This is a genomic window from Planomicrobium okeanokoites (assembly GCF_003428875.1).
Lineage (GTDB): Bacteria > Bacillota > Bacilli > Bacillales_A > Planococcaceae > Planococcus > Planococcus okeanokoites.
Map to the genome: position 1 here is coordinate 63006 of NZ_QQRS01000005.1, position 15368 is coordinate 78373.

The 15368-nt window shown below is 47.7% G+C and carries 15 protein-coding genes and 1 riboswitch; of the genes, 1 reads left to right on the top strand and 14 read right to left on the bottom strand.

The window, feature by feature from the left end; all coding sequences use genetic code 11:
• Nucleotides 1-4: 4 nt before the first annotated feature.
• The 12 genes from D2910_RS12245 to D2910_RS12300 all read right to left on the bottom strand — a co-directional run bounded on the left by D2910_RS12245 (nt 5) and on the right by D2910_RS12300 (nt 12908).
• Nucleotides 5-553: a bifunctional adenosylcobinamide kinase/adenosylcobinamide-phosphate guanylyltransferase gene (locus D2910_RS12245; protein ID WP_101801407.1), complete on the bottom strand. Its 549-nt coding sequence runs from the start codon at nt 551-553 to the stop codon at nt 5-7.
• Nucleotides 535-1614 carry a pyridoxal phosphate-dependent aminotransferase gene (locus tag D2910_RS12250; protein ID WP_117313685.1) on the bottom strand — a complete coding sequence of 360 codons (1080 nt, stop codon included), beginning with the start codon at nt 1612-1614 and terminating at the stop codon, nt 535-537. Before D2910_RS12250 ends, D2910_RS12245 begins: the two co-directional genes overlap by 19 nt.
• Nucleotides 1601-2554: an adenosylcobinamide-phosphate synthase CbiB gene (cbiB, locus tag D2910_RS12255; protein WP_117313686.1), complete on the bottom strand. Its 954-nt coding sequence runs from the start codon at nt 2552-2554 to the stop codon at nt 1601-1603. Before cbiB ends, D2910_RS12250 begins: the two co-directional genes overlap by 14 nt.
• Nucleotides 2551-4011, bottom strand: a complete 1461-nt coding sequence (locus D2910_RS12260) for an adenosylcobinamide amidohydrolase (RefSeq protein ID WP_084244184.1) — start codon at nt 4009-4011, stop codon at nt 2551-2553. The genes cbiB and D2910_RS12260 overlap by 4 nt, the downstream gene beginning before the upstream one ends.
• On the bottom strand, nt 4004-5005 hold the full coding sequence (locus D2910_RS12265; protein ID WP_084244182.1) for a FecCD family ABC transporter permease: 1002 nt from the start codon (nt 5003-5005) through the stop codon (nt 4004-4006). Before D2910_RS12265 ends, D2910_RS12260 begins: the two co-directional genes overlap by 8 nt.
• Nucleotides 4998-5975, bottom strand: coding sequence for an ABC transporter substrate-binding protein (locus D2910_RS12270; RefSeq protein ID WP_117313687.1), 978 nt, complete (start codon nt 5973-5975; stop codon nt 4998-5000). The genes D2910_RS12265 and D2910_RS12270 overlap by 8 nt, the downstream gene beginning before the upstream one ends.
• A gap of 160 nt (nt 5976-6135) precedes the next feature.
• A riboswitch (cobalamin riboswitch) is annotated at nt 6136-6322 on the bottom strand.
• 44 nt (nt 6323-6366) lie between these two features.
• Nucleotides 6367-8028: an arginine--tRNA ligase gene (gene argS / locus D2910_RS12275; RefSeq protein ID WP_117313688.1), complete on the bottom strand. Its 1662-nt coding sequence runs from the start codon at nt 8026-8028 to the stop codon at nt 6367-6369.
• Nucleotides 8025-8435, bottom strand: coding sequence for a YwiB family protein (locus D2910_RS12280; RefSeq protein ID WP_084244176.1), 411 nt, complete (start codon nt 8433-8435; stop codon nt 8025-8027). The genes argS and D2910_RS12280 overlap by 4 nt, the downstream gene beginning before the upstream one ends.
• Before the next feature lie 162 nt (nt 8436-8597).
• Nucleotides 8598-9842: a cation:proton antiporter gene (locus tag D2910_RS12285; RefSeq protein ID WP_117313689.1), complete on the bottom strand. Its 1245-nt coding sequence runs from the start codon at nt 9840-9842 to the stop codon at nt 8598-8600.
• Between the two features lie 292 nt (nt 9843-10134).
• Nucleotides 10135-11007 carry an agmatinase gene (gene speB / locus D2910_RS12290; RefSeq protein WP_084244172.1) on the bottom strand — a complete coding sequence of 291 codons (873 nt, stop codon included), beginning with the start codon at nt 11005-11007 and terminating at the stop codon, nt 10135-10137.
• A 3-nt stretch (nt 11008-11010) separates the two neighbouring features.
• Nucleotides 11011-11844 (bottom strand): spermidine synthase, encoded by an 834-nt coding sequence (gene speE / locus D2910_RS12295; RefSeq protein ID WP_117313690.1) that lies wholly within the window; start codon nt 11842-11844, stop codon nt 11011-11013.
• A 548-nt stretch (nt 11845-12392) separates the two neighbouring features.
• Nucleotides 12393-12908 (bottom strand): YwhD family protein, encoded by a 516-nt coding sequence (locus tag D2910_RS12300; protein WP_101801397.1) that lies wholly within the window; start codon nt 12906-12908, stop codon nt 12393-12395.
• Between the two features lie 62 nt (nt 12909-12970).
• On the opposite strand from D2910_RS12300, the gene D2910_RS12305 reads away from it, so the two are divergent.
• The gene (locus D2910_RS12305) at nt 12971-13156 is read left to right on the top strand and encodes a 2-hydroxymuconate tautomerase (protein WP_033542009.1); all 186 of its coding nucleotides are present in this window, start codon (nt 12971-12973) and stop codon (nt 13154-13156) included.
• Nucleotides 13157-13234: 78 nt separating this feature from the next.
• Here D2910_RS12305 and D2910_RS12310 read toward each other — a convergent pair whose 3' ends face one another.
• Entirely contained in the window at nt 13235-13729 is a 495-nt protein-coding gene (locus D2910_RS12310) for a YwgA family protein (protein WP_117313691.1), read from the bottom strand.
• Nucleotides 13730-15034, bottom strand: a complete 1305-nt coding sequence (locus D2910_RS12315; protein ID WP_084244164.1) for an HD domain-containing protein — start codon at nt 15032-15034, stop codon at nt 13730-13732.
• Nucleotides 15035-15368: the final 334 nt, after the last annotated feature.

The window sequence follows — 15368 nt, forward strand, 5'->3', positions numbered from 1 at the left end:
CTCCTCATTTCCGCTTGAATGCCAGACCATTCTCCATCTCAAAAGCATGATCAGAGTGTTGCACCAGCCATAAGTGAATCGTTCCCAGCCACTTCATATAAAGCTCATCCCGGATAAAATCGTCCAATACTTCGTTTGAAACAACAACCAGCAACTCTGCTTTATCATTCAACTCAGTTAAAGTCCGCTGAAGATGCGTCCACTTCGCCTCCATGCATCCCGGCTGATCCGCGCACATATCGTTCTGTTCCCAACCATTATACAGCTCATTCGCCAGCCAGGTTGTCACACAGTCCCATAGGACCGCATCACCTTCGCCTATATTCAAAAGTGCCTCCTCAAAACGAATCGGCTGCTCGATTGTGTGCCAGCCATCCAGCTTCCGGTCTTCACGGTGGCGTTCTATGCGTTCTGCCATCTCACTGTCATTTGCCCGTCCGCTTGCAAGATATACTTTGCGGCCACAGGCGGAATTTCGGACCAGCATTTCTGCATAGGAACTTTTTCCGCTGCGCACGCCGCCGCTGATGAAGATCAGTTTTCCCTTAGCCATAAAACCATCTCCCTTCGAAGATTTTCCATAGCTTTTTCTGATTTCATGCCAACCCTGAACCATTGCCCATCCATCCCTTTAAACGAATAGGTGTGGCGTAAAACCATGCCTTTTTTCAGCATATCCCGAAAAAAATGATCAGGATTTTTGCCGCTCGGCAACTTGAATGTGAGAAAATTCACCGCTGCATCCGTAAAATGGCAGCCTTGCTCTTTCAGGAATGACGTCATTTTCTGCCGCTCTTTGTTTACTGACCGAATTACTTCCTTACGGTACTTCTCTTCCTGCAAACAGGAAGAACCGATTGTGGCAGACAGCGCATTCACGTTCCAATGGGCTGCCCCCGCGGCAAGCTGTTTGATCAATTCAGGCATTGCTAAAACGTACCCCAGCCTTAAGCCTGCAATGGCATACATCTTAGTCATCGAACGAACAATGATGACATGTGGATAGGCGGAAAGATGGTCAACGAAAGATGCCTCTTCCCCGATGAAGTCGATAAAAGCTTCATCCACAACCAATTCGCAGCCGGCTTCGGAACTAAGCCTGGCTATCTCCTTCATTTTCTCCGCTGACAATAAATTTCCAGTCGGGTTATGCGGATTGCATATGTACAATGCGGCGCAGTCAGTCAATTTGCCATTAAGGAATTCGACATCCAGCTGCCAATTATTCGCCTCAGTCAATTGAATCTCTTTTATGCTGGCATTTTCTGCTTCCAGTGTTTGCCGATATTCGGAGAACGCCGGTTCCACTAATGCCACCTGCTTTCCTCGATAGCGTCTGGCAAGCCATGTGAAAATTTCCGCTGCACCATTGGCAACAGCGACTTGGCTCTTTTCCACCTGATGAAATGCTGCAGCTGCTGTCCGGAACGGTTCAGCTTCTGGATCCGGATACTGATCTATCAGCGAAAAATAATTCTGCCAATTATTTTGGATGAAGGCTGGCGGTCCCAAGGGATGAATATTCTCACTGAAATCGATAAATGCTGCGGGTGGTTCTACACCAGCCTGCTGATAAAGACGGATTGGATTCGCTCCATGATTAGGTAAGGCCAAGCAAGATTCCTCCCAGAGAAAATAATATGAAAAAGGCCCATGTTGCAATTTGCATATGGGTGACCGCTTCTTTGATATGCAATGCTTCCAGTTTATGTATCGGTTCACCCATTACTGCCCTATATGATGAAACTCCATTATAGGAATTCACGCCGCCAAGCTGGATACCCATTTGAACGGCTGTCGCTGCTTCAAGCCACCCGCTGTTCGGACTGGGATGTTTGGGGGCGTCGGTGAACCAGAGCTTCAAACGCTCTCCTAATGTCATAGTTTGCCTGTTCTTCGTCAACAACAAGATTAACAATCCCGTTATCCTGCTGGGAATAAAGTTCAGCAGATCATCCAGCTTTGCAGAAGCAAAACCGAAGTGCTCAAATTTTTCATTTTTGTATCCCACCATGGAATCACATGTATTGACTGCTTTATATAGCCACAAGCCGGGCGCCCCGAGCAAAAAAGCCCAGAAAAGAGGAGCAGTAATACCGTCACTGGTATTTTCAGAAACAGTTTCCACCACTCCACGGGTAATTTCGCTTTCCTCGAGATGGTCAGTATCCCGGCCAACAATCCAGGACAATTTCTCACGTGCTATTTCTAAATCCTTGTTGATCAGCGGTTGATAAACTTCTTCAGCAGCGACTTTCAAGCTTTTTTGCGCCAAACCGGAAGCAATCAGCAACGCTTCCACCGCTATCCCACTGAATGGGTGGACAGAATACGCACATGCCACAATGCCGAAAACTACCAAAAAAACAAGGGACATCAAAGAACCGGTCAAAATGAAGCCATTCCGGAAAGCCTGCCGCCCTTTGTTCAATTTCTTTTCCATCAGCATAATGTATCGGCCGATCCACCGCACAGGATGTGGCCATCCAGGCGGATCACCTATCAGCCGATCCAGCAACAAACCGATGCCGATCGCTAAAATATGGAAAGTCATCTCCTTTTAGCCTCCCGATATAGTTTGATGCCTTCAACAGTGCATTCGAAAACACCCAGTCCGATCAATTTTCCGACTTCTGTGACAGGACCGGCATAAGGCAGCTGTTCCCCTTGCTGCGTTGCGGCCACTAAGCAGCTGTCCGTTGAAGTTCCGGTTGCAATCGTGCCTGTCAGCGGATCTAATACTTGTTCATGCTGCAGCGCCTTCGTCTTTGCTTCAGTCGCAGTGATCATAGCCTGGATAAAGGCTTCTTCGGATAATATGCCATTGACCATGATCCACGTATTGATCGTGCCGACTTGCATTGTCCGCTCCACTGCTTTTGAAACGTCGACACCATTGCCGACACCTGCTGTAACCGCAATGATTATGGTCCCGAACGGCCCTTCATATTCTTTTACGATCGCATGCTCGGTCTGCACAGCCGTCATCATCCCGATAGTATCCGTCGACTTGATGCCCTTCTGTTCAATATATGATTTCATCTCTTCCACACTGTCATCAACATTATAATTGGCGTCAACATGGCGATTCATGAAATTCCGATACCAGCCGGAACCTGGATTGACAACCGCAGAAGACACTGTTTTCAATGGAACTCTGCTTCTATATAAGACTCTTTCAGCAGTAATGGAAAAATCTTCAGCCTTTATATTATTAATTTCTGTCTTTCTTTTTACATTCGGCAATAAAGTGATTTGCGGTTTCGGCAACTCAGGATGCGGATGATTAATGACCCTTGTCTGATAAACTGCTTCTATGTCCTGTTCCCGGATCACCTCGTGAGGCTCACCGATCTGGAAAACTTCCCCTTTGTCCAAAAGCAGGAGTTGGTCGCAATACATAGCCGCTAAATTGATGTCGTGAAAAATCGACACGACGGTCAGATCTTTCTCGATTGCCTGTTTTTTTATTGTATCGAGCAATTCCTTCTGATGATTGATATCCAGATGGTTGGTCGGTTCATCCAGCAAGAGGATCGAAGCATTTTGGGCTAATGCCTGCGCAACGAAGACCCGTTGCTGTTCCCCACCTGATAATTGATCAATCTGTGTTTTTTCGTAATGCAAGATATCCATCAGGCGCATAGCTTCGACCACTGCATCTTCATCTTCAGTTGACCATGACGAGAACCAGCCTTGTTGATGTGGATATCTGCCAAGCGATACGGTTTCACGGACTGTATGTGAAAATGCATGCACGTGGAGCTGGGGGAGCACGGCCATCTCCCTTGCCAGTTCTTTGGCAGGATAATCACCTATTTTTCTGCCGCTTATCTTCACTGATCCAACGTTAGCTGGCAATACTCCGCTGATTAGCTTCATCAACGTCGATTTACCGCTTCCATTAGGACCGAGAATTCCGAGCATAGCCCCCTTCTCAACTCTAAAGCTGACATCAGAAATAATATTTTTTTCTCCGTAGCCACCTGACAGGTTAGTAATTTCAAGCATTTGAAGTTCCTCCTTTACGCTGGCGGAAAAAAATGAAAGCAAATACTGGAGCCCCGATAAAAGCTGTTATAACGCCGATCGGCAACTCTGTCGGCGAAATGATCGTTCTTGCTGCAAGATCACAAACGATCAATAAAGCTGCACCATTCATGAACGACAATGGCAGAAGATGACGATGGTCCGAACCCCATACCAGCCGGGTCATATGCGGAACCACCAGTCCCACGAACCCGATGGTGCCGGACACTGCAACAGCTGCACCCGTTAAGACCGACCCACCAATCAATATAGCCAGTTTCCTTTTTTTCACATCCACACCCAAGTGTTGGGCTCTTTCTTCACCAAAAAGCATTGCGTTCAATTCCCGCCGGTTCAACCAGAGCACAAAAGAACCGATGATAATGAAAGGCAGCGCCATCTGGACATACGGCCAGCCGCGCATCGATACACTGCCGAGAAGCCAACCGATAATTTGCCGAAGTTCCTCTCCTGTCAAAGCGATCATGAGAGAAATGAGCGATCCAAGAAAAGAACTGAAGATGATGCCTGTTAAGATCACAGTTTCCATTTTCATCGACCGATCGACCAATTTTGCAAAACCCATCACCAGAAACATTGTCATTAATGCACCAGCCATGCTCATGACCGGCAAAGTGAACGACCCGAGAAAAGGGAGCGAAATGCCGAAAAAAAGTGTCATCACGGCGCCAACAGAGGCACCGGAAGACACTCCCAAAGTGTAAGGATCAGCCAACGGATTTTTCAGGAGACCCTGGAATGCCGCACCGGCAATGGCAAGTGCTGCTCCTACAAGTCCTGCCAGAACCACACGTGGCATACGGATATTCCAAAGGATATTGGCTGCCGCCGCATCCGATGCCGGATTCCATAATACGACAGGTGAAATCGTCACAGTGCCGATCGTTACACCCAGCACGATCGCTCCGCCCAACAGCAGCAGGGAAACGATATATGCCAGTAAATTTTTACTCACTGAAAACCTCCGGATAAACTGAGCGTGCGAGCTCCAGCAGACCTTCAGTCAAGCGTGGACCTGAACGTGTCACTGCATCTGAATCGATACTGTAAACCGCATCTTCCTCAACTGCTGTCACTTCAGCAAAACCGCTCCGCGATTTGATGGCTTCTTCTGCATTTTCAATATAACCGCCTTCTGTCGTCACGATGACATCCGGATCGGCTGCTACTATAGCTTCCGGATCCATGCTGACCCAGCCTTCTTGATCGCCGGCTACATTCTCGGCATTGATAAGTTCAAGCATTTCGTGCATGAATGTACCGGAACCGGTTGTATAGATTTCCGGATCACTGCCCACTTCCACAAACACAGATTTGCTTTCTTCTACATTGCTTGCCTGCTCTGAAATTTCTTCAACCTGCACTTCCATTTCTTCTACAAGTGCATTGGCTTCTTCTGTAGATCCGGTAGCCTGGCCAATAACTGTGATCGTATCATAAACTTCTTCAAAGCTTTCAGCGTTATCAACAACAAATACAGTGAGGCCTGCATCAGTCAATTGCTGAAGACCTTCTGTTCCCATACCCAGACCAGACTCGTGAGCCAGTACAAGATCCGGTTCAAGGCTGATGATTTTTTCAACGTTAAATTCCTGACCGCCTATTTTTTCCACATCCGCCGTTTCTTCCGGGTAGTTATCAAAATCGGATACACCCACAATTTTTTCGCCCAATCCCAGTTCATAGGCAATTTCAGTGTTGGAAGGAATCATAGAAACGATTGCCTGCGGCTCTTCTTCAATGACGACTTCTTCACCCAAGGCATCCACGAGGGTCACCGGAAATTCCGCTTCCGCAACTTCCTCAGGCGGTTCGGCCGGTGTTTCGATTTCCTGTTCTTCATTCGCCGCGTCTTCTCCGCCGCAACCTGCGAGCAGCATTGCTGCGAATCCTGCACTCATACCAAATTTCCAAAATTTCTTCATGTTGTTTTCCTCCAATGTGTTTGTTTGCGGTTCAGCACCGAATCAGCGGAGGGGGTACCGCTGATTCGAAGTTGAACCAAAATAAAATCCCCCGCAGCTATGCGAGGGATTGAAAGGACGCCATAAAAAGACATGCGCATCCAGCCTGTCCTCGCAAGCTTATGGGTGTTCCATAAAGGCAGGTCTCCTGGCTCATGATCATCGCATTCTGCACCTTCCCGGAATCATGTTCCAGTGGCATATTACAGATAGCTCACACTTACAGTGGCGGGACCGCGCCGGAATCGAACCGGCTTCCCTTTTAACTCATGTTCTTAGACATAAGCACCTTTATGATTGATATGAAATTTACTTTTCCATTTCATTATACAGAAAAATTCAGAAATGTCGCTTACATTTTTTCCGGTGCAGATACACCGACTGTTTTCAATGCGTTTGCAATCGTCGTTTTAACGGCTGTGATCAACGCAAGACGCGCACGGGTCATGTCTTCGTTCGACGTATCCAGAACTTTATTGGCGTTATAGAAACTGTGGAATTGTGAAGCCAATTCCTGGATGTAAGTCGTTACACGGTGTGGCGCGCGCTGTTTTGCAGCATCCGCGATGACTTGCGGGAAATCACCGATTTTCTTCAGAACATCAATTTCCTTTTCATCTGCCAATAAATCCAGGTTGTCAGTTGAAGCCGTATAACCCTGCTCCTCTGCCTGGCGCAAAATCGAAGAAATGCGGGCATGGCCATATTGCGCATAGTATACCGGGTTTTCGTTGGACTGTGAAACTGCCAGATCCAAATCGAAATCCATATGTGAATCGCCTGAACGCATCGCGAAGAAATAACGCACAGCATCCAGTCCGACAAGTTCGACCAATTCGCGCATCGTTACTGCTTTACCGGTACGCTTGCTCATCTTCATCTTCTCGCCGTCTTTATACAATTGAACCATTTGGATGATGCTTACTTCAAGCGTGTCACGGTCGTAGCCAAGCGCTTCGATTGCTGCTTTCATCCGCGGAATATATCCGTGGTGGTCCGCTCCCCAAATGTTGATCAATTTGCCGAAGCCACGGGAAATCTTATCTTCGTGGTAAGCGATATCCGGCATCAGATATGTGTATGATCCATCGTTCTTGATGAGCACACGGTCTTTGTCGTCGCCGAAAGTCGTCGAACGGAACCAGGTTGCGCCGCCTTCTTCATAGATATGGCCATTGTCGCGCAGTTTTTGCAACGCCAAGTCAATCTTGCCATTTTCATATAGTGAAGTTTCCGAGAACCAGACGTCGAACTCGACGCGGAAATCAGCCAAATCTTTCTGAAGTTTCGCGAGCTCCACTTCAAGTCCGTGCTTGCGGAATTCAGCATAGCGCTCTTCGTGTGTCATGTTCAGGAATTTATCGCCGTGTTCAGCAACGAGGCCTTTGGCGATGTCGATGATGTCCTGGCCGCGGTAGCCGTCTTCAGGCATACTGTCGCCTTTGCCCAGCTCTTCGAAATAACGTCCTTCAATGGACAGCGCCAGGTTATTGATTTGATTGCCGGCGTCATTGATATAGTATTCACGGGATACATCATAGCCTGCAAAGTCCAGCACGTTGCACAGTGAATCACCGACAGACGAACCACGCGCGTGGCCGAGGTGAAGATCTCCCGTCGGATTCGCTGATACGAATTCGACCTGGATTTTTTCGCCTGCGCCGGAATTGGTACGGCCATAATTTCCCTGCTGGTCCAGCACCGTTTTCACAACGTCCAGAAGATAATCTTTTTTGATTGTGATGTTGATGAATCCTGGTCCTGCAATTTCGATTTTCTCGATGTTCGCAGAATCTTTGTCGACGTTCGAAACAATCGCTTCCGCAATCACTTTCGGCGCTTTACGTGCGATACGCGTCAATTGCATCGCGATATTCGTCGCGTAATCGCCGTTAGCTTTATCTTTTGGCGCTTCCAGGTGGACATCCACCGCTTCTGTCGTCAATTCCGCTTTCTCCACTGCTTCCGCTATCGCCTGTTTAATGGCGTGCTGAACTTTTTCAACTGCATTCATTCTGTAGCCTCCATAAATTGAATTTCCATCTCATACTCGCCGACATGTTCAGCGCCGAGCGCCAAATCATAGCGGACTTTAAAGTGAGTCCCGCTCACCGATAATTCATGCGCGGTCGTCGTCAGCATAAAAGAACCTTGCGCATTCGTCAGGTTCCCCGTCTGCTCTTTATGCAATAAAAACGGTAGCCTCATCTGAAGGCCGCCGCTTCTCATAATTACCGCTTCTTCTTCATTGAATTTCACAATGGTCCGAATCTCAAGCTCGTCCTGCTGCTCCCGGTACTGGAGATACTGGCGGTTGTTCTTTACCGTCAATGTCCCGTGGGATTGCAGTTTCATCACTTGTTCTTCCATATCCGGCTGGCGGATGGTCGTCGTCAGTCTGATATCCACTGATTTTTCCAAAATTGCCGCCTCCCCGTTCAATAATAACCTTTATATTATAGCCCGAGTCCACTGGATTTTTCAATTAAGTTTCTATTCCGAAATAAACAGAAAAAAAGCCGGACCGCTGACCGCTGCATGAAGCAGGGTTCAGCCAGCAGACCGGCAGAAGTGATCAGTAAGTTAATGTACGTCGTTTTCCTGCTCTTTTTGGTTAAGTCCGAGTTTCGCGATCAGAGGTTTTATTGTCAGCCCCTGAACAATCAAGGAAAACAGGACGACCGAGAATGTCAGCAGCAAAATCGTCTCCCTGCCTTCGAAACTAAGCGGCAGACTGAGCGCCAGCGCAATTGATAAGCTGCCTTTCAGACCGCCCCAGTTCAGCAGGATCCGTTCTTTCCGGTTCAGGCTTTTCGCCGGCATCGTCGAGATGAACAGAGCAATGATCCGTGCACCGATGACAATCAGAATGGCGAATACGATGATATTCCATTGCCCCATAAAGTCGATATTGCGGATTTCCAGTCCGACAATCAGGAAAATCAGTGAATTGGCAATCAATGTAATGACGTCCCAGAATGAATTGATATTCCGTTCAGTCGTCGCAGACATCCCGATTTTCCCGCCGTAGTCGCCGAATACGAATCCACCCGCCACAACCGCGATGACACCGGAGACATGAAGATGCTCTGCAATAAAATAACTGCCGAAGAACAGCAGAGCGGAAACAGCGATTTCAAATGGATAATCGTCGTAGAAGCGGATGACCTGAGAAAAGATGAAGCCGAGGATGACACCGACCAAAACACCGCCCACAGCAAACCGCAGAAACAGCCACACGCCGCTTCCGACGCCTGCCCAGCCCATTTCAATATAAGTCAGAAGATAAATGGATGAAATCTGGAACAGGACAATGGCAATCCCATCATTAAAGAGCGACTCGCCTTCCATGATCGTCGAAAGTTTCTGCGAAACACCGGCAGATTTAAAAATGGAAAGGACACTGATCGGATCCGTCGCGCTCATCAATGCCGCAAACGTGAAAGCTACAGCAATCGGCATGCCAATCAGGTAATGTGCTGAAAAGCCGATGATGATGAATGACAGGAAAGTTCCGCCGAGCGCCATGCCGATCACTGTGTTTTTCTGCTGGTAGAGGTGATGGAATGGCAGCTTGAGCGTCGCATCCCCCAACAGAATCGGCAGGAACAAAGAAATGATTATGACCTGAAACACTTCCGATTGTGTGATGAATTCTTCCGCGTGGTCAATGAGCGGGAATGGCAGATTGACCACACCCAGCAATAGGCCCACCAGCACCAGCGCAATCGTATCAGGCTGATTGATCTTTTTGGCTATACCGACGACTGCGATGGCAATCGCCAATAATATGAGGATTTGAATAAAAACTTCGTTGAAATCATGCATTCGGCTCCCCCCTTTTAACTCGTTAGGTAACCATTTCTCTAAACAGACGGGAGTAAACATAAATATGTCTTCTTGTACGGATGAATGGGGAGGGTTTTTGGGTTTATCCGCGGCTGGAGGCTGTTTATCCGCGGCTAGAATGGTTTTATCCGCGGCAAATGACATTTTATCCGCGCCTAGACGGGATTTATCCGCGCCTAGCTGGCTTTTATCCGCGGCAGCCTGAAATTGCCCGCAAAAAAGCCGGTCCGGGAAAATTTCCCGGACCGACTTTTTATAGTTTCGCTTTTCTTTATTTCACCCAACCCAAAATCATTTCACGAATAAGCTTGCTCGCTGTGTTCGCTGTCTGGTCGGAATGGTCGTAGACGGGTGCCAGCTCGACCAGGTCGAAGCCGACAACATTGACGCCGGATGCAGCGATTGCGTGGATGGATGCCAACAACTCGCGCGATGTGATGCCGCCAGCGTCTACAGTTCCTGTGCCTGGCGCGTGCGCCGGATCCAATACGTCCATATCGATCGTCACGTAGACATTGCGTCCTTCAAGCGTCGGCAATACTTCTTTCAACGGCTCGAGAACTTCGAATTTTGAAATGTGCATGCCCTGCTCTTTCGCCCATTCGAATTCTTCTTTCATACCGGAACGGATGCCGAATGAATAAACATTCGTCGGTCCGATATGGTCTGCGATTTTGCGGATCGGCGTCGAATGGGAATATTCTTCGCCTTCATAGTTTTCGCGAAGGTCCGTGTGCGCGTCGAAATGGATGATTGCCAGGTCGTCGTATTTGCTGGCGACAGCTTTCATCACCGGCAATGACACCAAGTGCTCGCCGCCCATGCCAACAGGAATTTTGTCATCGGCTAAAAGCGTGTGGACATACGTCTCGATTTCGAGCAATGATTTTTCAGGATTGCCGAACGGCAATGGAATATCGCCTGCATCGAAGAACTTCACTTCGTGCAGTTCGCGGTCAAGATACGGGCTGTATTCTTCCAGACCGATCGACACTTCACGGATTTTATTTGGGCCGAAACGGGATCCCGGACGGTAGCTGACGGTCCAGTCCATCGGCATGCCGTACAGCACCGCTTTCGACTCGTCGTAATTCGGATGGCTGCCAATAAATACTTTGCCTGAATAAGTTTCGTCGAATCTCATATTTTATTCGCCTGCCAAATCTTTCACGAATTTAGGGAGCGCAAATGCTGCGTTGTGCAGCTCTTTCGTGTAGTATTTTGTATCGATTTCATGGAAACGCTCAGCCGGAACAGCAAGCGGGTCGTATTTTTTCGAACCGATCGTAAATGCCCACAGGCCGCTTGGGTAAGTTGGAATGTTTGCCAAATACAATTTCGTAATCGGGAAAATTTCCCGAACGTCGTTTTGCACCTGCTGGATCAAATCACCTTTGAACCAAGGGTTGTCCGATTGAGCGACAAAAATGCCGTCTTCTTTCAACGCTTTGGAAATGCCGGCATAAAAGCCTTTGGAGAATAAATTCACCGCTGGTCCGACCGGTTCAGTCGAATCGACCATGATCACGTCGTATTCGTTTTCCGATTCCGCGATGTGCATAAAGCCGTCTCCGACAATCACTTCTACGCGCGCATCTTCAAGGCCTGACGCAATCGATGGCAGGAATTTCTTCGAGTACTCGATCACTTTGCCGTCGATATCGACCAGCGTCGCTTTCTTAACAGAAGGGTGCTTCAGGATTTCACGGATGACACCGCCGTCACCGCCGCCGACAACCAGTACGTTTTCCGGGTTCGGGTGCGTGAACAATGGCACGTGCGCCACCATTTCATGGTAAACGAATTCGTCTTTCTCAGAAGTCATGACCATGCCGTCAAGGAACAGCATATTGCCCCATTCCTCGGTTTCAGCCATCTCCAAATATTGAAAATCCGTCTGCTCCGTGTGAAGCGTTTTGTTGATCTTCATTGTAATACCGAAATTCTCAGTCTGCTTTTCTGTATACCAGAATCCTGCCATCTATAATCAAACTCCTTTATCTTATATAGTAATCACTTAAAAAAGTATAAGTGTTTTGGTCAAAAGTGCAATACAATTTTTCACACAGTCTCCTTTACCCGACTGTCACAATATTATTCAGGAAATTAAAAAGGCTTTCTGCACAGAGAATTTTTCCCTGCACAGAAAACCTTTTTAATCCTGATTGGCGAAGAAAGTGACATGAGGCATTGGGCTTGGGTTTGATCCAATCGCTCACGCCACTTGCTTGCCGACAGGTGTCCTAGCTTTCTATTCAAAAGCTGTATTCCTAGTGTACTTCCTTTTTCCCGCAACTTCAACTGCCTGTTATACCCATTTTGAAAAGTCATATTTTGTTCAAAAATAATAAAAAAATACGGTCGACAGCAGATAAATGACTTTTCATTTCAGTGAATCTGTGACTTGGATAAGTGACAGGATATTATATCAGTCAAATGATATGTTGCATTTGTCCATGCGGATTCTTTAAAGAGCTTTATGAAAAAAGAGCTTCAGCCCGAAACGGCCAAAGCTCTTTCCCACTCTATTTATACATCCAGCTCGGTGTGCAGCTGTTCAGAACTCCGCTGCCACATTTCAGCGTTGTGGCTGCGCAAGTATTCCGCAAGCACGCGTTTAGACGGTGCATCCATGTTATCGACTAAAATTCTGCGTTTCATCGATTTGTCCATGCGGTTGACATGGTCGGCCAGGATTTTATAGCCGCGGCGTTTTTCCCGGTTCACTACCATTTCACAAGCAGTGACACCTGCATAATAAGGGCCTTCCGGATTGAAATCGATGGTGATCCAGATCAGCCAGTAATCCTTGCCGCCTGCTGAATCTTCACGGTTAGTGGTGAATTTTATCCCGCGTTCCACTTCACTGCGCGCATGCATCGCACCGATATCGATGAACGCTTCCTGCTCGGCAACATCGATAAACAGCGGCGAGACGTTTTCCAGCGACAGTGATCCGATACCGTAGCCTTTATGGCCGTCGGTTGGATCATCTTTTATAATGGTGAATCCGACTTTTTGTTTTGGTTTTTCATTGTTCGACATGTGTACATTCCCTCCATTCTGCTATGATAAGGCTAACCCAAAGAAAAGGAGCTGTGTCCATTATGCCATACGTAACTGTTAAAATGCTCGAAGGAAGAACGGAAGACCAGAAACGCGCGCTTGTCGAGAAAGTCACGGAAGCTGTTTCCGAAACAACCGGTGCACCAGTCGAGAACGTTGTCGTTTTCATCGAAGACATGAAGAAAACCGACTACGGCACAAAAGGCAAACTTTTTTCAGATCAATAAACGAAAAGCGGAAACGGCCGCTACGAAAAGCGATTGCACTCCCAGCTTCCTTCAAGGAAGCTTTTTTATTGTCTGGAATTAATTCTTCAATTCTTCTATAAAAGCAAAGGCTTCCGTAATCTCTTCCGCTGTAAAATTGAGCTTGCCTTTGACGCTGTGGAGTTTGGCAATCTGCTCATCCCGCCCCAAATCATCGAAAAACAGCAATGTCGCCGTCAATTCCAGGAATCTGGCACTTTTCCCGTTCAGCTGGATAGCGTGTTCACTGTTCTCAAGCACCGGCTTGCCGAGGGCATTGCGGAATTCAAGCCCTTCCGCCGTTACTTCGTAGCGATATTGGACATATGAACTTTTATCTTCTTTTTGTTCGAGAATAAAACCCATATCACACAATTCTTCGATGCGCGCAGTCAATTCCTCTGAATACGGTCCATAGATATGGAATTCGTATTTTTCCTGAAACGGCACGCCAATTTTCTTCAATATGTATATCATCTTCTGCAATTTCTTGCGTCCGGTTACACCTTCCGCCGTGGAGATGAAATCCACTATTTTTGCGTGTTCCTGGAGCAATCAAACCCCTCCTTCTCTTAATAACTCAAGTATTTGCTGTTTTATTTCCTTCTTCTTGCCATCAATCAATAATTCCGCTGGGAAATATAATTTATAGTCTGTGCGGCGTTTGCCTGAAATGCCGTCAACGATTTGGGACAACCGCGACAATTCCTTGATGTCGCCATTCGGCATCAAAAGATGGATCGGCAAGCGCTCCTCTTCCTCGCCCGGCCGGTAGAAATCATAGGGCAGATCCGATGTCGAATCATCTATTAAATAGTATTCCGGATCGATGCCGGCTTTTTGGAACAATTGCGCCAGTTCGCCCAGTTTCTTATAATCCTTGCCAGGATCAAAATCGACGTATTGGAACAGACGGCGGTTGACGAAGCGGTCGCAAAGATCTGAAAGAATCGGGTCGCGTTCTGTAATCCACAGCTGGAAATACGTCATCAGCACACCTTCATCAAGTGCCAGATAATCTTTCAACGTGAAAGATCTATCGAAAAATGCGAGAAAATGCGTCGGCGGCTGCTCGAATTTATAGCCATGGCCGCTCAGATACTTGGCTCGCTGCAGGATTTTCCGAAGAATCACTTCGGCACTGCGCGCGACCGGATGGAAATAAACCTGCCAGTACATCTGGTAGCGGCTCATGATGTAATCTTCAACCGCATGCATGCCGCTCGATTTGATGACGACCTGATCTTCGAACGGGCGCATGACGCGGAGAATCCGTTCCATATCAAAATGGCCGTAAGAAACCCCGGTGTAATAGGCGTCGCGCTGCAAATAATCCATCCGGTCTGCATCGATCTGGCTGGATATCAGGGAAACCACTTGTTTATTGGCATAAGTTTTGCCGATTACTTCCGCCACTTTCTTCGGAAAGTCCGGTGCGACTTTTTTCAGGATGCTGTTGACTTCCGTATCGCCCTGCAGGATTTCACGGGTGAAGTCCTCATGGTCGACATTGAATACTTTCTCGAATGAATGCGAAAACGGGCCGTGGCCCAGGTCGTGCAATAAAGCGGCACAAAGGACGACGAGCCGTTCACTTTCATCCCATTCCGGACGGCCGTGGAAAATGTCGTCGAGGATCCGGCGCACAATTTCATAGACGCCGAGCGAATGGCTGAAACGGCTGTGCTCCGCCCCGTGAAATACGAGGTAGGATGTGCCAAGCTGTTTGATGCGGCGCATACGCTGGAATTCGCGTGCATTGATCAAATCCCAGATGACTTGGTCGCGTACGTGGATATACCGGTGAACCGGATCTTTAAACACTTTCTCTTCCGCTAATTTCTGATTTGCATAATCCACACACGCACCTCCAGATTTTTCTGTTTAAAATTGTTTATATATAGTAGCCGATATTCCGCAAAACAGCTTCGCTTTCGGGCCCACAGGATGTGGGTCATGCAGTCAGCGCGACAGGAAGTCGCGGTGCCGACTGCCGGGGCATTGAAACCCGTGCTCCTGCATCGCTACGCTGCTTCGTCGCAAAGAGTTGACCTCGCAGGCTTCGTTCAACTCTTCGCCGCTTTGCTCCATATCTTCAGTGTCTTCTCTCAGCGCTGACGCGTCCTAAAACTAAGAGAAGCATTAAGACGAGTGTCATTCTAAGTTTATGGGAGGAACGTTGTCCAAAGCGGCC

What these genes read in the sequence shown, in the direction of transcription:
- D2910_RS12270 (WP_117313687.1), bottom strand. Translation starts at nt 5,975, where the DNA reads ATGAAGAAATTTTGGAAATTTGGTATGAGTGCAGGATTCGCAGCAATG.
- D2910_RS12300 (WP_101801397.1), bottom strand. Translation starts at nt 12,908, where the DNA reads ATGTCGAACAATGAAAAACCAAAACAAAAAGTCGGATTCACCATTATA.
- speE (WP_117313690.1), bottom strand. Translation starts at nt 11,844, where the DNA reads ATGGCAGGATTCTGGTATACAGAAAAGCAGACTGAGAATTTCGGTATT.
- D2910_RS12260 (WP_084244184.1), bottom strand. Translation starts at nt 4,011, where the DNA reads ATGCTTGAAATTACTAACCTGTCAGGTGGCTACGGAGAAAAAAATATT.
- speB (WP_084244172.1), bottom strand. Translation starts at nt 11,007, where the DNA reads ATGAGATTCGACGAAACTTATTCAGGCAAAGTATTTATTGGCAGCCAT.
- cbiB (WP_117313686.1), bottom strand. Translation starts at nt 2,554, where the DNA reads ATGACTTTCCATATTTTAGCGATCGGCATCGGTTTGTTGCTGGATCGG.
- D2910_RS12285 (WP_117313689.1), bottom strand. Translation starts at nt 9,842, where the DNA reads ATGCATGATTTCAACGAAGTTTTTATTCAAATCCTCATATTATTGGCG.
- D2910_RS12305 (WP_033542009.1), top strand. Translation starts at nt 12,971, where the DNA reads ATGCCATACGTAACTGTTAAAATGCTCGAAGGAAGAACGGAAGACCAG.
- argS (WP_117313688.1), bottom strand. Translation starts at nt 8,028, where the DNA reads ATGAATGCAGTTGAAAAAGTTCAGCACGCCATTAAACAGGCGATAGCG.
- D2910_RS12245 (WP_101801407.1), bottom strand. Translation starts at nt 553, where the DNA reads ATGGCTAAGGGAAAACTGATCTTCATCAGCGGCGGCGTGCGCAGCGGA.